This is a genomic window from Aeromicrobium sp. 9AM (genome assembly GCF_902506105.1).
In the GTDB taxonomy this organism is placed as follows: Bacteria; Actinomycetota; Actinomycetes; order Propionibacteriales; family Nocardioidaceae; genus Aeromicrobium.
The window spans coordinates 842542-864720 of sequence record NZ_LR733304.1 but is presented as its reverse complement, the minus strand read 5'-3'; the positions used below and the strand labels follow the sequence as shown (position 1 = coordinate 864720).

Here is a 22179-nt window from a genome sequence, read left to right as displayed (position 1 = left end):
CAATCGTACGGGCAACCGCCGCAGTCACCGAGCGCGGTCGGTCATCCGGCGATGACCGCGTCGACGAGCCGATCGATGATGTCGTCGACCTCCTGGCGCGCCTGCGCGGAGCCGTCGGAGCGGGCGAGGTAGATCGCCGCCTCGTCGAGCGCTCCGATCAGCACGTGGGCCAGCGGAGCCACCGGCTGCTTGCGGATGCGTCCGGTCTCGATCGCGCTCTCGAGCAGCGCCTGCACCATGCCCATGCCGTGCCGCATGCTGACCTCACGCCAGCGCTCCCAGCCGAGCACCGACGGCGCCTCGATCAGCACGATCTTGTGGACGGCCGGCTCGGCACACGCGTCGAGCCAGATCTTCGCGCCGACCTTCATGATCTCGACGATGTCGTCGTGCCCGGCCTCGGCGATGCCGGTGCTGATGCGCTCCATGACCTCGTCCTCGATGACCTCGAGGACGGCGGCATAGACCTCGGTCTTGTCGGCGAACTGGTGATACATCGCGCCCCGGGTGACGCCGGCCGCGCGGGCGATCGCCTCGGCGCTGACCCCACCGAACCCGTCGGACGCGAACAGGGGGCGCGCCGCCCGTACGAGCGCGTCCCTAGTGGCAGCCGACCGATCGGCTTGCGTACGCCGTTGATCTTTCATACAGACTGTATGTATGTTAGTTGGGTCACGGCTTCAGACTACTCATCGAGGAGAATCATGGCGACCATCGACACACCGTTCGGCCACGTCCACTACCGGGTCGCCGGACCGGACGACAGCGCGGCGCCGCCGGTGGTGTTCGTCCACGGATTCCTGGTCAACCACGAGCTGTGGACCGGTGTCGCCGACGCGCTCGCCGCACAGGGCATCCGGTCGTACGCTCCCGACCTGCCGCTCGGGTCGCACCCGATCGCACTCGACGCCGACCTCTCCCCTCAGGACGTGGCGCGGCTGATCAACGACTTCATCGCCGCGCTCGACCTCACCGACGTGACCCTCGTGGGCAACGACACCGGTGGCGCGCTGTGCCAGTTCCTCATCGACACCGACCACTCCCGCATCGGCCGGCTCGTGCTGACCAACTGCGACGCGTTCGACAAGTTCCCGCCCCCGCCGTTCGAGGTGCTGTTCAAGGTCGGCCGGAGCCCCATGCGCCTGCGCACGATGATGGCGTCGATGCGGCCGCGGATGCTGCGGCACTCGATGCTGGGTTACGGCGGGCTCGTCGCCAAGCCGCTCGACCCGACGCTGACCACCCGCTGGATCACGCCGTGCCTGCGAGACACCGCAGTGCGCCGCGACACCTCGAAGTTCCTCCGCAAGGTCAAGCCGGCCGACCTGCTCGACGTCTCGACCCGGCTCAACACGTTCGGCAAGCCCGTACGCCTGGTGTGGGGCAACGCCGACCGGTTCTTCAAGCTCGCCGACGGTCAACGCCTGCGCGAGGCCTTCGGCGACAACGCCGAGCTCGTGGAGGTCGACGGCGGACGTACGTTCGTGCCGCTCGACGAGCCGGAGCGGGTCGCCGACGAGATCCGGACGATGTCCTACTCGCCCGGGTGATCGAGGCGAAACGCGCGGAGCTCCACGTCGTACCACTCCGACCTCAGGCCCAGATCCGTCATGCCGAGTCGCCGGCAGACGGCCTGGGAGGCAACGTTGTCCGGGTGGGTCACGGCATAGATCTCGGCCAGTCCGGCGGCGAACCCGCGGTCGACGAGCGCCTGCGCCGCCTCGGTGGCATAGCCGTGGCCCCACGCGTCGGGGTGGAAGTGCCAGCCGACCTCCATGTCGTCGCGGCCGACACCCTCGCTGGACGGCAGCGGCGCGAACAGGACCAGGCCTGCCGGGGTGCCGGTCGCTGTGACGCTGACGTGGAAGATGCCGGCGGCCGGGTGGTCGCCGGCGCGCTTGGGCTGGCCCGCGATGTGCCTGAGTGCCGCGTCGCGGTCGGCCATGGGTTCGCCCTCACCGCTCCACCGGGCCACCTCGGGCCGGCGGAAGACGTCGTAGAGGAAGTCCGCGTCGTCGGGGGTGAAGTGCCGCAGCGTCAGCCGCTCAGTCTCGATCACGTGCCAGCCATCCTTCTCGGGTCATGTGGAACAGGTGGGAGTCGCCGCCGTACCAACGGTCCGGCAGGATCCCCAGGTCGGTGAGCCCGATGCGCTGGGCGACGCGGGCCGAGGCCTCGTTGTCGGGATACATCGTGCACCAGACCTCGTCGAGGCCGTTCGCGAACGCAGCGTCGAGCAGCGCCGTGGCACCCTCGCTCGCATAGCCGTGGCCCGCAGCATCCGGGTGCAGGTGCCAGCCGACCTCGTAGCGACCCTCGGGGTCCTCGGGCAGCGGCGTCATCGCCACTCCCCCGGCCAGCACGCCGGTCTCACGCGGCTCGATCGCCAGGTGCACGGTGTGCTCCCCCTGGGCGTCGCGCTCACGCCACTCCTTCATGCGTACGAGCGCCTCGTCGCGCGACGCCATCGGCACGAACGGCGGGTTGCCGAGCCAGCGGATGACCTCGAGGCGGCTGTGGATGTCGAGGATGCGGTCGGCGTCGCTGTCGGCGTACGGGCGGAGGATCAGGCGGGCGGTCTCGATCGTTGCGTCCACGTCTCGGTTCTATCAGGCGGGGACGAAGGGCCGTCGGGGCGACACCCACCGCAATGCCGGGTTCTTGTCATGGCAGTGAACTACCGTCAGAAGCATGTCGCAGGCGGTGTCCCGCACACCCGCAGCCATGGCCCGACGCGATCTCAGCGCCCGCCAGGCGATCGTCGCTGCGTGCTTCGCGATGGCTGTCGTGATCGGCCTCGACCTTGGGGACGGCCGACTCGGGCTGCTGTTCTCCGTCGGCTTCGTGCTGATCGCCGTGACGGTGCCGCTGGCTGTCGACGTACGTTCGTTGTTCTCCGCCGGCGTGCTTCCTCCGGCGCTGCTGATCGGCAGCCTCCTGCTGGTCTGCATGTTCCGGTCGTCGGCGATCCACGTCGACGGGCTGGCCAAGGATGTCGGGCTGATCGGTCGGTTCATCGCGACCGTCATCGACCACGGCCTGACGCTCGTGATCGGGCACGGCCTCGCACTCGGCATCATCGCCCTGCGCATCCTGGCCGACCGCGACCGCTGAGCGTACGTGGTTTCGAGGCTACGGCCGCAGGCGGCCTCCGCACCTCAACCACCGGGTTGGGTCAGCCGTTGGCCTGGTCGATGAAGCACCAGCGCCATGCCTCGCCCGGCTCGAAGCTGCGGATGACCGGGTGGCCGGTCTCCTCGTAGTGCGCCGAGGCGTGCTTGCCCACCGACGAGTCGCAGCACCCGACGTGACCGCAATCCATGCAGAGCCGCAGGTGCACCCAGTCGCCGCCCTCGGCGAGGCACTCCTCGCAGCCCGTGGGCGTCACCGGGTTGGGCAACGAGCAGGCGTTCGCCAGGTGCTCGCACGGCGCGCCGGGGTCTGACGGCCGCAGGTCCTCCTCGCGGTCCGCCGTCGACTCGTCCTGGGAGGCCACGTCGAGGATCGACTCCTCGACGTCGAGCGCGTTCATGACCTGGGCCAGCACGACCTGGTCGACCGTGCCGAGCTGGCGGATGCGCAGCAGCTCGTCGCGCTCACGCTTGATCATCTCGCCGCGGATGCGGGAGTACTGCGCGCTCGGGGTCTCCGCGCCGCCGAGCCGCTCCCACACGGCGTTCGTACGGTCGATGGCGCGCTCACGTAGCCGGTGCATGACGGCATCGGAGACACCGTTGTGGGCCTCGTCGTCGAGGTAGGCCATGCCGGCATCCGTGACCGACTGCAGCACCGTGGCCTCCTGGAGATGGTCCTCCTGGAGGTCGGGGCCGGGCACCTTGAGCCAGCGCACGAACGCCGGAATCGTCAGCCCCTGGATCAGCAGGGTGCCCACCGTGACGACGAACGCCATCAGCACCAGGACCTCCCGCTCTGGGGTGTCCTCCGGCAGCAGGAACACCGCCGCCAGCGTCACGACCCCGCGCATGCCGGTCCACGCGACAAGGAACGCGGCCTGCGGTGTGGGCCGCGCCTCGGCAGCGGCGATCCTGGGGATCATCCGCGGGAGGTAGGTCGCCGGGAACACCCAGATGATGCGCAGCACGATGACCGTCACGAGCACCGCGATGCACGACCACGTGATGCGCGCGGTCGACAGGTCGCTGTTGCTGAGGTCGTTGACGATCGACTTGATCTGCAGGCCGATCAGCAGGAAGACGGCGTTCTCCAGGACGTACGAGATGGTGGTCCAGTTGGTGCGCTCGAACAGCCGCGACGACGCCGACTGGATGCGCGGCGACTTGTGCCCGAGCACCACGCCGGCGACCACGACCGCCAGCACGCCGGAGGGCTGCGAGTCGAGGCCGTGGATGTGGATCTCCTCGGCCGGGAGATAGGCGATCCACGGCGTCAGCAGCGACACCGCGACGTCCGTGACGTCGTCCTGGATGAGCTTGCGGATGTGGCCGATGACGAACGCCACCGCGAGGCCGATCAGCACACCGCCGACGGCCGAGACGAGGAAGCCGCCGCCGACCTGCCAGACGCTGACCGTGCCGGAGATCGCGGCGATCGAGGTGCGCAGGGTGACGATCGCCGTCGCGTCGTTGACCAGGCTCTCGCCCTCGAGGATCGTGATGACCCGCCTCGGCAGGCCGACCCGCCTGGCGATCGCAGTCGCGGCGACGGCGTCCGGTGGTGCCACGACGGCGCCGAGCGCGAAGCCCACCGCCAGCTTGACGTCCAGCATCGCCCAGACGACCAGGCCGACGCCGACCGTGGTGAACAGCACCAGCCCCACGCTCAGGAGCGCGATCGGCCGCCGGTACGTCTGGAAGTCGAGCAGCGACGTGCGAATCGACGCGGCATACAGGAGGGGCGGCAGCAGGCCGATCAGGACGATCTCGGGCGTCAGCTCGAAGTCGGGCACGAAGTCGAGGTAGGACCCCGCGATGCCCACGACGATCAGGACCAGGGGGGCCGACAGCTTGAGCCGGCCGGCGGCGGCGCTGACCGCGACGACGATGGCCAGCAGGGTCACGAGCGTCAGGGCGGTGTGCACCCGACCATTCTCTCAGTGCGCTCCAGCGGAGATCTGACACGATCAGTCCATGAGCAGCCAGGCAACCTCTTCGACCTTCATCCGCTCTGACCTGATCGTGCTGGGCGGCGGTGCCCTGATGGTCGTACTGGCCGGCATCGCGCACTACGCCGACTGGACCGCCGTCGCCGCGTTCATCGTCTCCGCCGTCGCGGTGACGCTGCTGGCAACGCTGGTCGGGCGCAGCGTCGAGCAGCTCGGTGACCGGTTCGGCCCCGGCGCCACCGGGGTGCTGCAGTCGGCGCTCGGCAACCTGCCAGAGCTCTTCATCTGCATCTTCGCGCTGCGCGCCGGGCTGGTCGACGTCGTCAAGGCTGCTCTGATCGGCTCGGTGCTGGCCAACCTGCTGTTCGTGCTCGGGCTGGCATTCCTCGTCGGCGGCCTCAAGCACGGCACGCAGCGGCTCGACTCCGAGCGCGCCCGGACGATCGCGGTCCTGATGCTGCTGTCCGTCTCGGCGATGGCCATCCCGTCGCTCGCGCACGGACTGCACACGCCTGCGGTCGCGCACGAGAAGGCGTTCTCGATCATCGTCGCGGTGGTGCTGCTGGTGCTGTTCGCGCTGTCTCTCCCGGCGTCACTCAAGCGGGGCTCAGCGGCTGCTGACCCGCACGCCGAAGCGCCACGCTGGCCCGTCGGCCTGGCGATCGGCCTGCTGGCGCTGGCGAGCGCCCTCGCGGCCTTCGTCTCCGACTGGTTCGTCGACGCGCTCGAGCCCGCGATGGAGTCGCTCGACGTGTCGCAGGTGTTCGCCGGCCTCGTGGTCGTCGCGATCGCCGGCAACGCGATCGAGAACATCGTCGGCGTGCAGCTCGCCGCCAAGGGCCAGTCCGAGTACGCATTCGCGGTGATCCTCAACAGCCCGATCCAGATCGCCCTGGTGCTCGCGCCGGCGCTGGTGCTGATCAGCGTCGCGTTCGGGCTCTCGACCCTGACCTTGGTGTTCAGCCCGCTCCTAGTCGCGTGCCTGCTGCTGTCGGTGGTGCTGGCGACGGTCATCACGATCGACGGCGAGTCCAACTGGCTGGAGGGTGCGTCGCTGATTGCGTTGTATTTCATCGTGGCGACGGCCTTCTGGTGGGGCTAGCGCGGCTTCGCCGCGCCCGCGACTCCGTCGCGGCCTGGGCTCCGCCCAGGAAGCCTTCCCTCGCTTCGCTCGGGTGTCAGCCTGCGTTGCGACGTGGTCACTTCGTCGCCGTGCTCGCTCCGCGAGCGTCTGCTCGCAAGCTCGCAGACCACCCTTCCCGCCCCCTACTCGCAGAGCTCGTGGGGGTGCCCCCAGCTTCGCTCGGGCCTCATCTCGCGTCGCGAGTCGATCACCTTCCCCCACCGGCCCCCTAGCCCGAGGAACGAGGGCGTGAGCGGAGCGAAGGGGCTTGCTTACGTGACGCCCCTTCGCTTCGCTCACATTCGGCCGCGGGCGGCCTCATTAGGGGCCGATGGGGTCGCGGGTTGGCTCACTCGGGCTTACGTTGGTGGGACATCACTGGCTGTCTTCCGGGGGGAAGCATGGGTATGTCCATCAGCACATTGCGCCGACTCGGGGTTGGCCTTGCAGCTGCTCTTGCAGCTGGCTCACTCGTTGCATCCGCGTCACCCAGCTCCGCCAAGGGCAGCGGGTCCACCTCGTACGGGTACGGCGGTGCCGTGTCGTCCGTCGACGCCAACGCCAGCCGCATCGGGCTCGAGGTGCTGCGCAAGGGCGGCAACGCCGCCGACGCAGCGGTCGCCACGGCCTCGGCGCTCGGTGTCGCGGAGCCCTACAGCGCCGGCATCGGCGGTGGCGGATACTTCGTCTACTACGACGCCCGCAGCCACAAGGTCAGCACGATCGACGGCCGCGAGACGGCGCCCGCCGGCATCACCCACGACGCGTTCATCGACCCGGCGACCGGCAGCCCGTACGCCTTCACTCCCCAGCTCGTCTCGTCCGGCGTCGCCGTCGGCGTGCCCGGCACGCTCGCGACCTGGGACTCGGCGCTCAAGCGGTTCGGCACCCGCTCCCTCGCCCGTACGCTCGCACGGTCGATCGAGCTCGCCCGCAAGGGATTCGTCGTCGACGACACGTTCCGCAACCAGACGCTCGACAACAAGACGCGGTTCGCCGCGTTCCCCGACACGGCCAAGCTGTTCCTGCCCGGCGGTGACGCGCCCCAGGTCGGCACCCGGTTCCGCAATCCCGAGCTCGCCAGCACCCTGGCCCAGATCGCGAAGCGCGGACCCGACGCGTTCTACCGCGGACCGCTGGCCGCCGAGATCGCCGACGTCGTGCAGCACCCGCGCAAGGACCCGGCTTCGACGCTGCCGGCTCCGGCCGGGTCGATGACGGCGGGAGACATCGCGGCGTACCGGGTCAAGGAGCAGGAGCCGACGAAGGTGAGCTACCGCGGACTCGACGTCTACGGCATGGCGCCGTCGTCATCCGGCGGCACGTCGGTCGGCGAGGCGCTCAACATCCTGGAGAACTACCGCCTCGGCGGCGGCTCCAAGCTGGCCCAGAGCCTGCACCTCTACCTCGAGGCGTCAGCCCGGGCGTTCGCGGACCGTGGCGCGTACGTCGGCGATCCGGCGTACGTCGACGTGCCGACCAAGACGCTGCTCAGCCAGAAGTTCGCCGACTCACGGGCGTGCACGATCGACCCCGACCGTGCGTCGGCGCGTCCGGTCCAGCCCGGTGCGCTCGACGGCCAGGGCTGCGCGACGGCGACGCACGAGGAGAAGCCCGACACCGAGAACGTCTCGACGACACACCTCTCGGTCGTCGACAAGTGGGGCAACGCCGCGGCGTACACGCTGACCATCGAGCAGACCGGTGGCTCGGCGATGACCGTGCCCGGCCGCGGGTTCCTGCTCAACAACGAGCTGACCGACTTCAGCGCGGTGTACGACGCCAAGGACCCCAACCGCATCGAGCCGGGCAAGCGCCCGCGCTCGTCGATGTCGCCGACGATCGTGCTCAAGAACGGCAAGGTCAAGTACGTCGTCGGGTCGCCGGGCGGCGCGACGATCATCACGACGGTGCTGCAGATCCTGCTCAACCGGATCGACCTCGGCATGACGCTGCCCGAAGCCGTCGCAGCGCCGCGTGCCTCGCAGCGCAATGCCGCCACGACGCCCGCGGAGCCGGAATTTATCCAGGCGTACGAGGACCTGCTGGCGCCGTACGGTCAGAAGCTGACGCCGTCGGGCGACCAGTTCACCTCCGCGGCGGAGATCGGCGCTGCGGCGACGATCGAGGTCGGCCGCCACGGCAAGCTCACGGCTGCTGCGGAGCCGAAGCGCCGAGGCGGCGGCTCAGGCCTGGTGGTGTGGCCGAGCCGGCACTGAGTCGCCGTGTCAGTTCGAGGCTTGGGCGGCGGCCTTCATGTCGCGGCGGAGCTCGGGCGGCAGGGCGAAGATCAGGCTCTCGTCGGCCGTGCGTACGGCCTCGGCGCCCGGGTGGCCGCGCTCGGCCAGGTAGCCCAGCACCTCCTGCACCAGGTCGTCCGGCACCGACGCGCCTGACGTGACGCCGACGTTCTCGACGCCGTCGAGCCAACGCTCGTCGATCTCGGAGATGTCGTCGATGCGGTAGGACGCCTTGGCGCCGGCCTCGAGGGCGACCTCGACGAGGCGTACGGAGTTGGAGGAGTTGGCCGAGCCGACGACGATCACGAGATCGGCGTTCTTGGCGATCTCCTTGACCGCGACCTGGCGGTTCTGGGTGGCGTAGCAGATGTCATCGCTGGGCGGGTCCTCCAGCTGCGGGAACTTCTCGCGCAGCCGGCGTACGGTCTCCATCGTCTCGTCGACGCTGAGCGTGGTCTGCGACAGCCACGACAGCCGGGTGCCCTCGGGGAACTCGAGGGCGTCGACGTCGTCGGGCGTCTGCACGAGCGTGATGTGGTCGGGCGCCTCGCCGGCGGTGCCCTCGACCTCTTCGTGTCCCTCGTGCCCGATCAGCAGGATGCGGTAGCCCTCGCTGGCGAAGCGCCGTGCCTCGTGGTGCACCTTGGTGACCAGCGGGCAGGTCGCGTCGATCGTCTTGAGGCTGCGCTCGGCGGCCTCGGCGTGAACCATCGGCGAGACGCCGTGCGCCGAGAACACCACAGTCGCACCCTCGGGCACCTCGTCGAGCTCCTCGACGAAGATCGCGCCGCGGTCACGCAGGTTGTTGACGACGTGCTTGTTGTGCACGATCTCCTTGCGTACGTAGACCGGTGCGCCGTAGAGGTCGAGCGCCTTCTCCACCGTGATCACGGCGCGGTCGACGCCTGCGCAGTAGCCGCGCGGGTCGGCCAGCAGCACGCTGCCTCCGACGGGGGGCATGCCGAGCTCGATCGTGGAAGACATGTGGACGAGTCTAACGGTGTCCGCCCAGCACCCTAGGGTGTCGGTATGGCTCTGGAGACGACCGCGGACACCCCCGCGCCGCTGCGTCAGATCTCCCAGCTCATCGACGGCTACATCGGCCGGCTCGGCGCGGTCTGGGTCGAGGCCGAGATCGCCCAGCTGACTCGCCGCCAGGGCGTCTGCTTCCTCACGCTGCGCGACCTCGTCGCCAAGATCTCGATCGACGCGACCTGCCACGCGAGCATCCTCGACGCCTCCCCCACGCCGATCACCGAGGGCTCTCGGGTCATCGCGCACGCCAAGCCGTCGTTCTACCTCCCGCGCGGCCAGCTCGCCCTCGAGCTGCGCGAGATCCGGCCGCAGGGCGAGGGCCAGCTGCTGGCCCAGCTCGAACGCCGCAAGCAGCTGCTGGCCGCCGAGGGCCTGTTCGACCCGCGGTTCAAGAAGACCCTGCCGCTCCTCCCCCGCGGCATCGGCCTGATCACCGGCAAGAATTCCGCCGCCGAACGCGACGTGCTCCAGAACGCGCAGCTCCGCTGGCCCGACGTACGTTTCGTGGTCCGGCACGCGCTGATGCAGGGCAACGGCTCGGCGCTCGACGTCATGGGCTGCCTCAGGAACCTCGAGGCCGACGCCTCGGTCGACGTCATCGTGATCGCCCGTGGCGGCGGCTCGGTCGAGGACCTGCTGCCGTTCTCCGACGAGGCCCTGATCCGCGCCGTCCACGCGTGCACGACGGCGGTCGTCAGCGCGATCGGCCACGAGCCCGACAGCCCGATCCTCGACCTGGTCGCCGACCTGCGCGCCTCGACGCCCACCGACGCCGCCAAGCGCATCGTGCCCGACGTGCGCGAGGAGCTTGCCGGTCTCGCCGCGATGCGCCAGCGCTCGTCGCACGCGATCCGCGCGATCCTCGGGCGCGAGATCCAAGGTCTTGCCGCGATCCGCTCGCGCCCGGTCCTGGCCAACCCCACGACCCTCGTCGACGCCGAGCAGGGCCTGATCCTCGAGTCCCGCGACCGGGCCCGTCGCTCGCTGGGTCACCGGCTCGACCGGGCGCACGACGAGGTCGGGCACCACCTGGCCCGCGTACGCGCCTTGTCACCGCTGGCGACCCTCGAGCGCGGCTACGCCGTCGCCCAGCTCGCAGACGGCACGGTCGTCGCCTCGATCGACCAGGTCGCCACCGACGACGAGCTCACGGTCCGCGTGTCCGACGGCACCGTGGGCGTACGCACCCTGACGAAGGAAACTGCGCCGAACAAGGAAGGCCACCATGGCTGAAACGCCGACGACTCCCGAGATCCCCTACGAGCAGGCCCGCGACGAGCTGATCTCCGTCGTGCAGAAGCTCGAGGTCGGCGGCACGAGCCTCGACGAGTCGATCGCCCTGTGGGAGCGCGGCGAGGTGCTGGCCGGCATCTGCCAGCAGTGGCTCGACGGGGCCCGCAGCCGCCTCGCCGCAGCGGCCGGCCTCGACGCGGAGGACGACGCCGCCGAGTGACCTCCGGGCGGACGTCGTGCGGCCTATCATCGTGACTCCACGCGGATAGGGGGCCAGGCATGACGATCGACGCCCTCGACCTGTTCGGGGATCCCTCGATCCTCAAGGTCTCCGCCACCGACATCGCGTCGGCCGGCTCGTGCCCGCGCCACCTCGCCGTCAAGATCCGGCCCGACGTGAAGTCCCGTCGCTGGCGCCGCTCGTTCGGCTCGGAGAAGACGTTCGTCCTCGGCATCGTCAACGACCTGCTGCGCGCGGCGCACTCGTCGGAATGGGCGCACGACCCGCAGCACCTGGCCGGCTGGATCGCGCAGGAGCTCGACCGGCGACGCGTGCACCGACTCCTTCGGCCGTACGCGACCGTCGCCGTGACCAACATCCTCGAGGCGCACTGGGACATCGAGGACGAGATCGGGCCGCTGCAGCTCTTCCAGAGCGACCCGTCGATCGGCACCGTCGAACGTACGTTGACGGTGTGGGGCCCGCTCTACCGCACCGAGGACGGCGTGCGCGAGGTCCGGCGCTACCGGCTCGGCACCGCACACGTCGACCCGACGCCCGAGGACCTACTGTGGGTCAGCACCGCCGCCCAGGTCGCCGCCGGGTTCCCGTCGCGTGACACACCCGTACGCATCCGCGTCGTCGAGATCGGCGCCGCCGACGGCAGCATCGCGGTGCTGTTCGACGGGACGCCGGACGACGCTGACGCCGCCTTCTCGGCCGAGGCCAAGCACGTTGCCGGCAGTCTCGGCGACCTCGGCACGGCGGTGCCGGGCTATGAGTGTGCGAGCTGCAAGATCGCCGGCGCCTGCGACGCGCTGATCCCGGTGCCGGAGGTCCTCGGCCAGCCGATCAAGGGCTACGCGTCCAGGTCCATCTCGCCGTCCGGCCTCGACCGCTACCAGCGCTGCCCGGCCCAATGGCTGCTGTCGTCGGACCTCAACCTGCCCAAGGACCAGGAGTACTCCGGCGCCCAGACCCGTGGCCTCCTGGTGCACACGTGGCTCGAGGCCGCACACGCCCGCGGCGTCGGGTGCAGCGACGACGACCTGCCGGCACCCGGAGGCGACATCGGACTCGCCGCGACCGTCATGGACGCCGCGGACTACGCGATCTCCCATCCCTACCTGCGCCAGCACGTCGCCAGCTGCCCGCTCGCCACCGACGGCGTCGAGTACGTCGCCAGCGAGACCGCGATCCACGGCTTCGACCATGACGCCGAGGTCATCGCCGTGACGAAGCCCGACCTGGTGTTCCGCATCGGCGACCGGCTCGTGGCCCGCGAGGTCAAGACCACGCGGACCTTGCCGGCCAGCGGTGCCGACGACGTCTATGCCGACAACCTGCAGGTGCCGTTCCTGCTGTCGATGCTGTCGGCCGGCGTCGCCGAGGCGCACGGCTGCACGACGGCAACGGTCGAGGTCGAGGTGCTGACGCCTGACACCGGCGAGGTCTACGCCTGGGACCTCGAGGAGCCGGGGCTGGCCGAGTCGGTCAGGTCCGACGTCGCCGCAGCGGCCCGCGACTGGCACGTCGACGCCGAGTGGCACACGCGCACGGGTGCGCACTGCGCGTGGTGCCCCGTACGCCAGTGGTGCCCTGACCGCCAGGTGTACGAGAACCAGGAGCTCGCAACCGTGGAGGGCTCACCTGCACCGGTCGACGACGAGCCGGCGCCGTTCTAGGACGTGGACAGCGACGCGATGTAGTCCTTGATCACCGAGCGCGAGGGCGTACCGATGACCACCGTCGTGACGTCGCCCTGCGTGCGGACGTACGTCGTGCGGTCGTCCGGGCCCTTGCGCACCGACCAGGTCTCGCCGCCGATGTCGGTCTTGCCGTCCGCCCGGCTGCTGTCGGCGAAACGATCGATCGCCCGCTTGGCGCTGGTGTCCTTGACCTGGTCGAGCCCGATGTAGTCGTGGTCGCCCTTGACGATGCCGAGGTGCCACCAGTCGATGTTGAGGGTGGCGGCGTTCGCGTGCCACCCGTCAGGCAGCTTGGTCGGGGCGAGCAGGTCGAAACCGGCGACCGGCCGGGCCTGATCGGTGAGCGTGGCGTAGTCGACGGCCCGGGTCGGGGTGTCGGGCTTGTCGGTGAAGAGCTTCCCGAACGCGTACAGGCCGATGATGATCAGGCCGATCACGACGACGGACCGGACGATGTCACCCATCGACGGATTGCCGCGGCTCGACCGTGGGGTGCTCATTGCCGCAACTTTACGGGGCGGCATCGGCAACAACTCGTCCGGTCACAACGCCGCTACCGGCGGGTACGATGACCGCGTGAACAGCCTTCAGCCAGCCGCGCAGGCGCCCGACCGCAACCTCGCCCTCGACCTGGTCCGGGTGACCGAGGCCGGGGCCATGGCCGCCGGCCGCTGGGTGGGCCGTGGCGACAAGAACGGCGCCGACGGCGTCGCGGTCAACGCGATGCGCACGCTGATCAACACCGTGCAGATGAACGGCGTCGTGGTGATCGGCGAGGGCGAGAAGGACGAAGCGCCGATGCTGTTCAACGGCGAGCACGTCGGTGACGGCACCGGCCCCGACTGCGATGTCGCCGTCGACCCGATCGACGGCACGACGCTGACCGCCAAGAGCCTGCCCAACGCCGTATCGGTCATGGCCGTGGCACCGCGGGGTGCGATGTACGACCCGTCCGCCGTGTTCTACATGGAGAAGCTCATCGCCGGGCCCGAGGCCGCGGACGTCGTCGACATCCGGCTGCCGGTCGCCGAGAACATCGCCCTGGTCGCCAAGGCCAAGGGCATCTCGGTCAACGACGTCACGGTCTGCGTGCTCGACCGGCCCCGCCACCAGGACCTGGTCGACCAGATCCGTGCTGCGGGCGCGCGCATCAAGTTCATCATCGACGGCGACGTCGCCGGCGGCATCACCGCAGCTCGACCCGACACCGGCGTCGACCTGCTGGTCGGCGTGGGCGGCACGCCCGAGGGCATCATCACGGCGTGTGCGATCAAGGCCATCGGCGGCACGATCCAGGGCCGGCTGTGGCCGACCGACGACGACGAGCGCCAGCGCGCCATCGACGCCGGGCACGACCTCGACCGGGTGCTCTACACCGGTGACCTGGTCAACGCCGACAACTGCTTCTTCGTCGCCACCGGCATCACCGACGGTGAGCTGATGGCCGGCGTGCGCTACGGCGCCGGCAAGGCGTACACCGAGTCGATCGTCATGCGGTCGCGCAGCGGCACGATCCGCAAGATCACGAGCGAGCACCAGCTCGCCAAGCTCAAGGCGTACTCCACGATCGACTACGAGTCCTGAGCATGGACCGGTCGGGGGAACAGTTCGCGTCGCTGCCGTCCGGCATCGACATCTGCTTCGAGACCTTCGGCAACGCCGAGGATCCCGCGATCCTGCTGGTCATGGGCCTCGGCGGCCCCATGGGCTGGTGGTCCGTGGACTTCTGCGAGCGGCTCGCCGATCGCGGCTTCTTCGTCATCCGCTACGACAACCGCGACACCGGCCGCTCGACCAAGCTGCGCCAGCACGAGGTCGGCCGGCTCGACCTGGTCCGTGCCTTCGCGGGCCTCGGCAAGCCGCCGTACGGCATCGGTGACCTGGCCGAGGACGCGTTCGGCGTGCTCGACCACCTGGGCATCGAGCGCGTTCACCTCGTGGGTGTCTCGATGGGCGGCATGATCGTGCAGACCATGGCGATCGCCCGGCCCGAGCGCGCGATGTCGATGACGTCGATCATGTCGACGACGGGCAACCGGCGCGTCGGCTGGCAGAACCCGCGCATCATCCCGGCGCTGCTGTCGTCGGCCGGCTCGACCCGCGACTCGTACGTCGCGCGGTCGCTGCGTACGTCCGAGATCCTCGGGTCGCCGGCCTTCCCGGGTGACGAGGAGCTGGCGCGGGCCCGCGCCTACGAGACGTACGACCGGGGCTGGACCGCGAGCGGGGTGACGCGGCACATGCTGGCGGTGCTGGCGCAGCCCGACCGCACCAAGGACCTCGCGAAGCTCGACCTGCCGGTCACGGTGATCCACGGCCTCAGCGATCCGCTCGTGCACCGCTCGGGCGGCAAGGCCGTCGCCAACGCCGTGCCCGGGGCCGAGCACATCGAGATCGCGGGGCTGGCCCACGACCTGCCCGTGCAGCTCTACGACACGTACGTCGAGGCGATCGTCCGCACGGCGGAGCGCGCCGTCTCTCGCTGACTCCGCATCTGCGGGCTGTTTGAGTCTGTGTCGCCGCAGATGATGGCCTAGAGTTCGTGGCATGTCGCACGTACGGATCTCCGATGCTGCCCGCTTCCTCGGCGTCAGCGACGACACGGTACGTCGCTGGGTCAGCGCCGGCAGCCTGACGTCCGTGCCCGACGAGTCCGGCCGCATGGCGATCGAGGGCAGCGAGCTCGCGACGTTCGCCAAGTCTCACGCGGCATCGACGCACGACGCGGGTTCGACCAGCTCGGCCCGCAACCGGTTCGTCGGCCTGGTCACCGCCGTCAAGGCCGACACCGTGATGGCGCAGGTCGAGATGCAGTGCGGGCCGTTCCGGGTCGTGTCACTGATGAGCAGCGAAGCCGTCGACGAGCTCGGCCTCGAGCCCGGGTCGGTCGCCGTGGCGGTCATCAAGTCCACCAACGTCATCATCGAGTCCCTGGAGAGCACCTCATGAAACGGCTCGCCCTGATCGTCGCTGCACTCCTCACCCTGGCCGGCTGCTCCCAGCCAGATGTGCCGGAGCGTGACTCCGACTCTGCGCCGCAGAAGACCCTGACGGTGTTCGCGGCGGCGTCGCTGCAGGGCGCGTTCACCGAGATCGGCAAGCGGTTCGAGGACGACACCCACGGCGTGAAGGTGAAGTTCAACTTCGCCGGGTCGGCCGACCTCGTCGCCCAGATCGAGCAGGGCGCACCCGCCGACGTGTTCGCGTCCGCCGACGCCGCCAACATGACCAAGGCCATGGACGCCGACCTGATCGGCGGCCAGGCTCAGGACTTCGCGACCAACACCCTCGAGATCGCCACCCCGCCCGGCAATCCTGCGGACATCGAATCGTTGAAGGACCTGTCCGATCCTGACGTCAAGGTCGTGCTCTGCGCGAGCCAGGTGCCGTGCGGTGCGGCCGCGGCCAAGGTCGAGAAGGTGACCGGCGTCGACATCAAGCCGGTCAGCGAGGAGCAGTCCGTCACCGACGTCTTGGGCAAGGTCATCTCGGGTGAGGCCGATGCGGGGCTCGTCTACGTGACCGACGTCAAGGCGGCCGGCAGCAAGGTGCACGGCGTGCCGTTCCGCGACGCCGGCAGGGTCGTCAACACGTACCCGGTGGCTGCCGTCAGGCACGCGAAGGACGAGAGCCTGGCGGCGTACTTCGTCGACTACCTCGCCAGGCCCGACGCGCAGTCCGTGCTGGCCGCGTTCGGGTTCGGGAAGCCGTGACGTGACGACGGAGCAGGCAGGAGTGCCGCGGTGGGTCCTGCTGCCGGCCGCCCTGGGTGCCGCGTTCATCGTGCTCCCGCTTGCCGCGCTGGCCACACGTGTCGAGTGGACGCACTTCTTCGCGCTGATCAGCTCGGACTCGTCGCAGGCAGCCTTGTGGCTCAGCCTGCGTACGTCCGCCGCCAGCACCGTGCTGTGCGTCGTGCTGGGCGTGCCGATGGCGCTGGTCCTCGCACGTACGTCCTTCCGGGGGCAGTCGTTCGTGCGGTCGATCGTGCTGCTGCCGCTCGTGCTGCCGCCCGTGGTCGGCGGCATCGCACTGCTCTACACGTTCGGGCGCAAGGGCTTGCTCGGCGAGACGATCGACGTGCTCGGCCTGCAGATCGCGTTCTCCACGACTGCGGTAGTGATCGCGCAGACGTTCGTGGCGCTGCCATTCATGGTCGTGAGCCTGGAGGGCACGCTGCGGACCGCCGGTGAGCGCTACGAGGTCGTCGCGGCGACGCTCGGCGCGCGCCCGACCACGGTGCTGCGCCGGGTGACGCTGCCGCTCGTCCTGCCCGGGCTCGCCGCCGGAGCGGTGCTGTCCTTCGCCCGGGCACTGGGTGAGTTCGGCGCGACGATCACGTTCGCCGGCAGCCTGGAGGGCGTCACGCGTACGCTCCCGCTCGAGATCTACCTGCAGCGCGAGACCGATCCCGATGCTGCCGTTGCCCTCTCGTTGCTGCTGGTCGTCGTCGCGGTCCTGGTCATCGGGCTCGTACGCGGTGCGCGGAGCTCTGCGCCATGAGCATGCGCATCGAGGCAACGGTGCTCGAGCGCGACGTCGACGTCTCGCTCGAGGTCGCGGCCGGCGAGACCGTCGCGATCCTCGGACCCAACGGCGCCGGCAAGTCGACGGTCCTCGCGGCGATCGCCGGCGTGCTGCGGCCCGACTCCGGCCGGGCGACGCTCGGCGACGACGTGTTGTTCGACCTTTCCTCCGCGGCTTGGCGACCGGCGCATGCCCGAGGCGTCGCGCTGCTGGCCCAGGACCCGTTGCTGTTCCCGCACCTCAGCGTCGTCGACAACGTCGCGTTCGGGCCGCGCAGCGCCGGGCGTACGCGATCGCAGTCGCGCTCCACCGCCGCGACGTGGCTCGAGGCGGTCGACGCCGCCGACCTCGCCGATCGCAGGCCGTCGGAGCTCTCCGGCGGGCAGGCGCAGCGCATCGCCGTTGCCCGCGCCCTGGCCGCCGAGCCGAGACTCCTGATGCTCGACGAGCCGATGGCCGCCCTGGACATCACGGTAGTGCCGGCGGTGAGGCAGCTGCTCAGGCGCGTGCTCGCCGACAGGACCGCCGTGATCGTGACGCACGACGTCCTCGACGCCCTGCTGCTGGCCGACCGTGTCGTCGTCATGGAGGGCGGACGCATCGTCGAGCAGGGTCCGACCCGCGAGGTGCTGGAGCGGCCGCGGAGCGCGTTCGGTGCGAGCATCGCGGGGCTGAACCTGGTTCGCGGCCGCGTGGACGGAGGAGCGGTCCGTACGCCCGAGGGCCTGGTCGTGTCCGGTCTGTCCGACGAGGACCTGGCACCGGACGCCACAGCCCTGGCCGTGTTCAGCCCGTCCGCGGTCAGCATCTTCGTGCAACGACCGACCGGCAGCCCGCGCAACGTGATCGCCGCAACCGTCACGGAGCTCGAGCCGCGAGGTGCGCAGGTACGAGTGCGGGCCGGTGCCATCAGCGCCGACGTCACGGCACCCGTCGTCGCAGAGCTCGACCTGGCACCGGGGACCGGGGTGTTCCTCGCGGTCAAGGCCAGCGAGGTGGCAATCTACGGAGCATGACCCGTCACGGCGTGCCGCGGTGACGAACCTCCAGTGATGACCCGGCTCCGTGCGTTCCTCCGACAAGTGGCCGCGGACCCACGCGCCCTCCTCGGCCTCGCGGTCGTCGCCCTGCTCGTCGTCGCGGCGGTCGGCGACCTGCCGAGACGACTCGGTCAGCTCGTGCCCGAGGACCCGGTCGCGACGACGACTCCGGCCGTCGCACCGGTGCGGACCGGGCCCGCGCCCGTGCCGACGGGTCTGACGAGCACCGTGACCCGCGCCAACACCCGGCTGTCCGCCTGCACGCCGGGCATCGAACGGCTCTCGCGCTGCGGCCGTGCGCCCGCGCTCGGGCCGGGGCCGTGGATCGGGTCGTCGGGCGTCTCGATCGACTCCCTCGAGGGCAGGGTCGCGATCGTCTTCGTGTTCTCGGGCTCGTGCGTGGAGTGCCGGCGGGAGTCCCGCTACCTCCGGGCGTGGCAGGCGGCGTACGACGACCTCGCGATCGTCGGCGTGCACGCGCCCCAGTTCTCGTTCGAGACCGACGACACCGAGGTCGAGCAGACCGTCGCCGACCTGTCGCTCGGGTTTCCCGTGCTGATGGACGATGCCCGAACGACGATGGACCGCTACCGCACGGCGGTGCGGCCGACGACGTACCTCATCGATCGTTCGGGGACCGTCCGCGCGATCACGATCGGCGATCACGGCAGCCAGCGCCTCGAGCGACAGGTGCGCAAGCTCCTGACCGAGGACGGATCGACGAGTGCTCTGCCCCGCCCCGTCGGCAGGCTCGACGACGGCGGCGACGCCCCGCGCGGCACCCCACCGCAGATCGTGCTGGGCAGCGCCGTGGGTGCGCACTACGACGCCGAGGTCGACGGCATCATCGGCCGTGAGCAGCTCTACCGGCTGGCGAAGCGGCCTCGACCGGGCACCGCGAGCATCGGCGGCCGCTGGCGCGTCGACCCGGAGAGCGCCGTGCCGAAGGCCCGCGCCGTCGGCCGGGTGACGTTCGGGGCGCGGCGGGCGTACGTGCTGGTCGGCGGTCGGGGATCGCTCGAGGTCACGACCTCCGAGGGCGTCAGCCGGCGCATACCAGTTCGTGGAGGGCCGGACTTCGTGCAGGTCTACGCAGCGCCGACGGCGGACCGCGAGACGCTCACGATTCGCTACCGCGGCCAGCTGGAGGTCTTCTCGTACGCGTTCGGGTGACCGTAGGGTCGGACCATGACGGGTGCGATCCTCCGCCGACGCGACGACGGCGCGACCGAGCTCCGGGTGAACGGCGTGTTCGTGATGGACGACGTCGAGACCTCGTCAGAGCAGGCGCTCGCGCGTACGGTCATCGATCTCGGCGCTCGCGAGGTCCTCGTCGGCGGCCTGGGCCTGGGTTACACGTTGCGGGCTCTGCTCGCATCGGCGCAGGTCAGTCGTGTCGTCGTCGCCGAGCTGCACCCTGAGGTCGTCGGGTGGATGCGCGACGGCACGGTGCCCGGCGCTGACCTGCTCGCCGATGAACGTACGCACGTCGTGGTCGGCGACGTACGCGAGGTGGTGGCCGCGCAGTCGGCGTCGTCGCTCGACGCGATCGTGCTGGACGTCGACAACGGTCCCGACTTCCTGGTGCACGACGGCAACGCGGCGGTCTATGGCAGCGACTTCATCGAGGTGTGCGCGTCACGGCTGCGGCCCGGCGGACACCTGTGCGTGTGGTCGATGAACGACTCCGAGCACCTGCGCCGGGCGATGGGCGACCACCTGTCGGACGTACGCGCCGAAGCCGTCGACGTCGCCCTGCAGGGTCGCGACGAGCGCTACTGGATCGTGGCGGGCGCTCGGCAGGACGATGTCGCCGGCTCGTACTAACGTCGTACGCATGGAGCCGTTGGATCGCACCGAGTTCGTCGACGCCGGCCACACTGCATTCCGTCTGGCCGGTCGTCCGGAGGTCGCCGAGTCGTGGGACGCCGAAAGCTCGTGCGCCGGCATGACGGTCGGCGGGCTCACGCACCACCTGCTCTCACAGGTCAAGCACGCGGCGCGGTTCCTGGCGCAGCCGCCGACGACCGACGACCCGATCCCGCTGCTCGGCCACTACGCGGGTGCCGAGTGGGTGACCGCCCGGCCCGAGGACGAGGCCAACACCTCGATCCGCGACGAGGGCAACGAGGCAGCGAAGGCAGGGCCCGAGGCCGTGCTGGCCGAGATCGCACCGTTGCTCGACCAGCTGCCCGACCTGCTGCGCACGCCGCGTGAGCCTGACACGATCTTCATCCCGTGGCAGGGCTGGGCGCTCACGACCGACGACTTCCTCATCACCCGGTCGATGGAGCTGATGGTGCACTCCGACGATCTCGCCTCGAGCGTCGGGCTGCCGACGCCGGAGTTCCCCGGCACGGTCGCCGCGCACGTGGTCGACCTGCTCGGCGGCGTCGCGATGCGCAGGCACGGCCAGGCGGCGGTCGTACGCGCGCTGAGCCGGCCGCAACGCGCGCCCGGGTCGGTCTCCGCGTTCTGACCCACGCCTGCCCGATACGCGTCCGCACTGCAGCGATATCGTCGGAAGCATGACCGAATACCGCATCGAGCACGACACCATGGGCGAGGTCCGCGTCCCCGCCGACGCCCTCTGGCGAGCCCAGACCCAGCGCGCCGTCGAGAACTTCCCGATCTCCGGCACCCCGATCGAGCCCGCACAGATCCGTGCCCTGGCCCAGATCAAGGCCGCCTGCGCCAAGGCCAACGCCGAGCTCGGCATCCTCGACCAGGACATCGCCGACGCGATCGTCGCGGCCGCCGAGGAGGTCGCCTCCGGCGCACACGACGCGCAGTTCCCGATCGACGTGTTCCAGACCGGTTCGGGCACCTCGAGCAACATGAACACCAACGAGGTCCTCGCCACGATCGCCACGAAGTCGCTCGGCAAGGACGTCCACCCCAACGACCACGTCAACGCCAGCCAGTCGTCCAACGATGTCTTCCCGACGTCGATCCACGTCGCGGCCACCGCGTCGGCCTCCAACGAGCTGATCCCCGCACTCGACCACCTGGCCACCTCGCTCGAGGCCAAGGCCAAGGAGTTCGCCGGCGTCGTCAAGTCCGGGCGTACGCACCTCATGGACGCCACGCCGGTCACGCTCGGCCAGGAGTTCGGCGGCTATGCGGCGCAGATCCGCCGTGGCATCGAGCGCGTCGAGGCCTCCCTCCCGCGTACGGCTGAAGTTCCGCTCGGCGGCACCGCGGTCGGCACCGGCATCAACACCCCGATCGGCTTCCCGCAGCGCGTCATCGAGATCCTCGCGGAGAACACCGGCCTGCCGATCACCGAGGCCACCGATCACTTCGAGGCGCAGAGCGCCCGCGACGGCCTGGTCGAGATGTCGGGCCAGCTCCGCACGATCGCCGTCAGCCTCACCAAGATCTGCAACGACCTGCGCTGGATGGGCTCCGGCCCTCGCACGGGACTCGGCGAGATCGCCCTGCCCGACCTGCAGCCCGGCTCGAGCATCATGCCCGGCAAGGTCAACCCGGTCCTGCCCGAGGCGACGCTGATGGTCGCCGCCCAGGTCATCGGCAACGACGCGACGATCGCGACGGCCGGCGCGTCGGGATCGTTCGAGCTCAACGTCATGCTCCCGGTGATCGGCCGCAACATCCTGGAGTCGATGCGCCTGCTCGGCAATGCGTCGCGCGTGCTCGCGGATCGCTGCATCGACGGCATCACGGCCAACGAGGAGCGTTGTCTCGAGCTCGCCGAGTCGTCACCGTCGGTCGTCACGCCGCTCAACCGGTTCATCGGCTACGAGAACGCCGCCAAGATCGCCAAGACGTCGGTCAAGGAGAAGAAGACGATCCGTCAGGTCGTCATCGAGATGGGCTTCGTGGAGCGCGGCGAGATCAGCGAGGCCGACCTGGACAAGGCCCTCGACGTCATGTCCATGACCCACCCCTGACTCACCCCCACGCTGAGGCGTCACTTTTCGCTCCGCGACGGGTCACTTTTCGCCC

At 70.1% G+C, this 22179-nt stretch carries 23 protein-coding genes; 17 read left to right on the top strand and 6 right to left on the bottom strand.

All coding sequences use genetic code 11. The annotated features are described in order from the left end of the window. Positions 1–41: 41 nt before the first annotated feature. Positions 42–647, bottom strand: coding sequence for a TetR/AcrR family transcriptional regulator (locus BOSE46_RS10370; protein WP_159540169.1), 606 nt, complete (start codon positions 645–647; stop codon positions 42–44). A gap of 57 nt (positions 648–704) precedes the next feature. Here BOSE46_RS10370 and BOSE46_RS10365 point away from each other — a divergent pair, with 57 nt between their 5' ends. Next, entirely contained in the window at positions 705–1550 is an 846-nt protein-coding gene (locus BOSE46_RS10365) for an alpha/beta fold hydrolase (RefSeq protein ID WP_159540168.1), read from the top strand. Here the strand turns inward: BOSE46_RS10365 and BOSE46_RS10360 are convergent. After that, complete coding sequence (locus BOSE46_RS10360) at positions 1535–2059, bottom strand: GNAT family N-acetyltransferase (RefSeq protein WP_159540167.1); 525 nt, start codon at positions 2057–2059, stop codon at positions 1535–1537. The two genes, BOSE46_RS10365 and BOSE46_RS10360, sit on opposite strands and share 16 nt — an antisense overlap. Beyond that, the gene (locus BOSE46_RS10355; RefSeq protein ID WP_159540166.1) at positions 2046–2597 is read right to left on the bottom strand and encodes a GNAT family N-acetyltransferase; all 552 of its coding nucleotides are present in this window, start codon (positions 2595–2597) and stop codon (positions 2046–2048) included. Before BOSE46_RS10355 ends, BOSE46_RS10360 begins: the two co-directional genes overlap by 14 nt. A gap of 94 nt (positions 2598–2691) precedes the next feature. Here BOSE46_RS10355 and BOSE46_RS10350 point away from each other — a divergent pair, with 94 nt between their 5' ends. Further along, a complete protein-coding gene (locus BOSE46_RS10350; protein WP_159540165.1) occupies positions 2692–3114 on the top strand; it encodes a DUF6542 domain-containing protein in 423 nt (140 codons plus the stop codon). 61 nt (positions 3115–3175) lie between these two features. On the opposite strand, the gene BOSE46_RS10345 is transcribed toward BOSE46_RS10350, so the two are convergent. Then, positions 3176–5059, bottom strand: coding sequence for a Na+/H+ antiporter (locus BOSE46_RS10345; protein WP_159540164.1), 1884 nt, complete (start codon positions 5057–5059; stop codon positions 3176–3178). Positions 5060–5108: 49 nt separating this feature from the next. On the opposite strand from BOSE46_RS10345, the gene cax reads away from it, so the two are divergent. Continuing rightward, positions 5109–6185, top strand: coding sequence for a calcium/proton exchanger (gene cax / locus BOSE46_RS10340; protein ID WP_159540163.1), 1077 nt, complete (start codon positions 5109–5111; stop codon positions 6183–6185). A 560-nt stretch (positions 6186–6745) separates the two neighbouring features. Then, positions 6746–8425 carry a gamma-glutamyltransferase gene (ggt, locus tag BOSE46_RS10335; RefSeq protein WP_236551717.1) on the top strand — a complete coding sequence of 560 codons (1680 nt, stop codon included), beginning with the start codon at positions 6746–6748 and terminating at the stop codon, positions 8423–8425. 9 nt (positions 8426–8434) lie between these two features. Here ggt and BOSE46_RS10330 read toward each other — a convergent pair whose 3' ends face one another. Further along, positions 8435–9430, bottom strand: a complete 996-nt coding sequence (locus BOSE46_RS10330; RefSeq protein ID WP_159540161.1) for a 4-hydroxy-3-methylbut-2-enyl diphosphate reductase — start codon at positions 9428–9430, stop codon at positions 8435–8437. A gap of 45 nt (positions 9431–9475) precedes the next feature. On the opposite strand from BOSE46_RS10330, the gene xseA reads away from it, so the two are divergent. From xseA to BOSE46_RS10315, 3 genes are read left to right on the top strand one after another with little or no spacing between them, the layout of a single operon-like run. After that, positions 9476–10714, top strand: coding sequence for an exodeoxyribonuclease VII large subunit (xseA, locus tag BOSE46_RS10325; protein WP_159540160.1), 1239 nt, complete (start codon positions 9476–9478; stop codon positions 10712–10714). Continuing rightward, positions 10707–10934 carry an exodeoxyribonuclease VII small subunit gene (locus BOSE46_RS10320; protein WP_159540159.1) on the top strand — a complete coding sequence of 76 codons (228 nt, stop codon included), beginning with the start codon at positions 10707–10709 and terminating at the stop codon, positions 10932–10934. The genes xseA and BOSE46_RS10320 overlap by 8 nt, the downstream gene beginning before the upstream one ends. 59 nt (positions 10935–10993) lie before the next feature. Continuing rightward, complete coding sequence (locus BOSE46_RS10315; protein ID WP_159540158.1) at positions 10994–12619, top strand: PD-(D/E)XK nuclease family protein; 1626 nt, start codon at positions 10994–10996, stop codon at positions 12617–12619. Here the strand turns inward: BOSE46_RS10315 and BOSE46_RS10310 are convergent. Further along, the gene (locus BOSE46_RS10310; RefSeq protein WP_159540157.1) at positions 12616–13143 is read right to left on the bottom strand and encodes a DUF4245 domain-containing protein; all 528 of its coding nucleotides are present in this window, start codon (positions 13141–13143) and stop codon (positions 12616–12618) included. The two genes, BOSE46_RS10315 and BOSE46_RS10310, sit on opposite strands and share 4 nt — an antisense overlap. Positions 13144–13219: 76 nt before the next feature. On the opposite strand from BOSE46_RS10310, the gene glpX reads away from it, so the two are divergent. From glpX to BOSE46_RS10260, 10 genes are all read left to right on the top strand, one after another. Next, a complete protein-coding gene (glpX, locus tag BOSE46_RS10305; RefSeq protein WP_236551714.1) occupies positions 13220–14227 on the top strand; it encodes a class II fructose-bisphosphatase in 1008 nt (335 codons plus the stop codon). Between the two features lie 2 nt (positions 14228–14229). Then, on the top strand, positions 14230–15129 hold the full coding sequence (locus tag BOSE46_RS10300) for an alpha/beta fold hydrolase (RefSeq protein ID WP_159540155.1): 900 nt from the start codon (positions 14230–14232) through the stop codon (positions 15127–15129). A 61-nt stretch (positions 15130–15190) separates the two neighbouring features. Next, positions 15191–15592 (top strand): molybdopterin-binding protein, encoded by a 402-nt coding sequence (locus BOSE46_RS10295; protein ID WP_159540154.1) that lies wholly within the window; start codon positions 15191–15193, stop codon positions 15590–15592. Further along, positions 15589–16356: a molybdate ABC transporter substrate-binding protein gene (gene modA / locus BOSE46_RS10290; protein ID WP_159540153.1), complete on the top strand. Its 768-nt coding sequence runs from the start codon at positions 15589–15591 to the stop codon at positions 16354–16356. The genes BOSE46_RS10295 and modA overlap by 4 nt, the downstream gene beginning before the upstream one ends. Position 16357: 1 nt before the next feature. After that, positions 16358–17146 carry an ABC transporter permease gene (locus tag BOSE46_RS10285; protein WP_159540152.1) on the top strand — a complete coding sequence of 263 codons (789 nt, stop codon included), beginning with the start codon at positions 16358–16360 and terminating at the stop codon, positions 17144–17146. Beyond that, positions 17143–18186, top strand: coding sequence for a sulfate/molybdate ABC transporter ATP-binding protein (locus tag BOSE46_RS10280; RefSeq protein WP_159540151.1), 1044 nt, complete (start codon positions 17143–17145; stop codon positions 18184–18186). The genes BOSE46_RS10285 and BOSE46_RS10280 overlap by 4 nt, the downstream gene beginning before the upstream one ends. 36 nt (positions 18187–18222) lie before the next feature. Further along, complete coding sequence (locus tag BOSE46_RS10275) at positions 18223–19383, top strand: redoxin domain-containing protein (RefSeq protein WP_159540150.1); 1161 nt, start codon at positions 18223–18225, stop codon at positions 19381–19383. A 15-nt stretch (positions 19384–19398) separates the two neighbouring features. Continuing rightward, positions 19399–20037, top strand: coding sequence for a hypothetical protein (locus BOSE46_RS10270; protein ID WP_159540149.1), 639 nt, complete (start codon positions 19399–19401; stop codon positions 20035–20037). A gap of 10 nt (positions 20038–20047) precedes the next feature. After that, the gene (locus tag BOSE46_RS10265) at positions 20048–20689 is read left to right on the top strand and encodes a maleylpyruvate isomerase N-terminal domain-containing protein (protein WP_159540148.1); all 642 of its coding nucleotides are present in this window, start codon (positions 20048–20050) and stop codon (positions 20687–20689) included. 49 nt (positions 20690–20738) lie between these two features. Then, complete coding sequence (locus BOSE46_RS10260) at positions 20739–22124, top strand: aspartate ammonia-lyase (RefSeq protein ID WP_159540147.1); 1386 nt, start codon at positions 20739–20741, stop codon at positions 22122–22124. Positions 22125–22179: the final 55 nt, after the last annotated feature.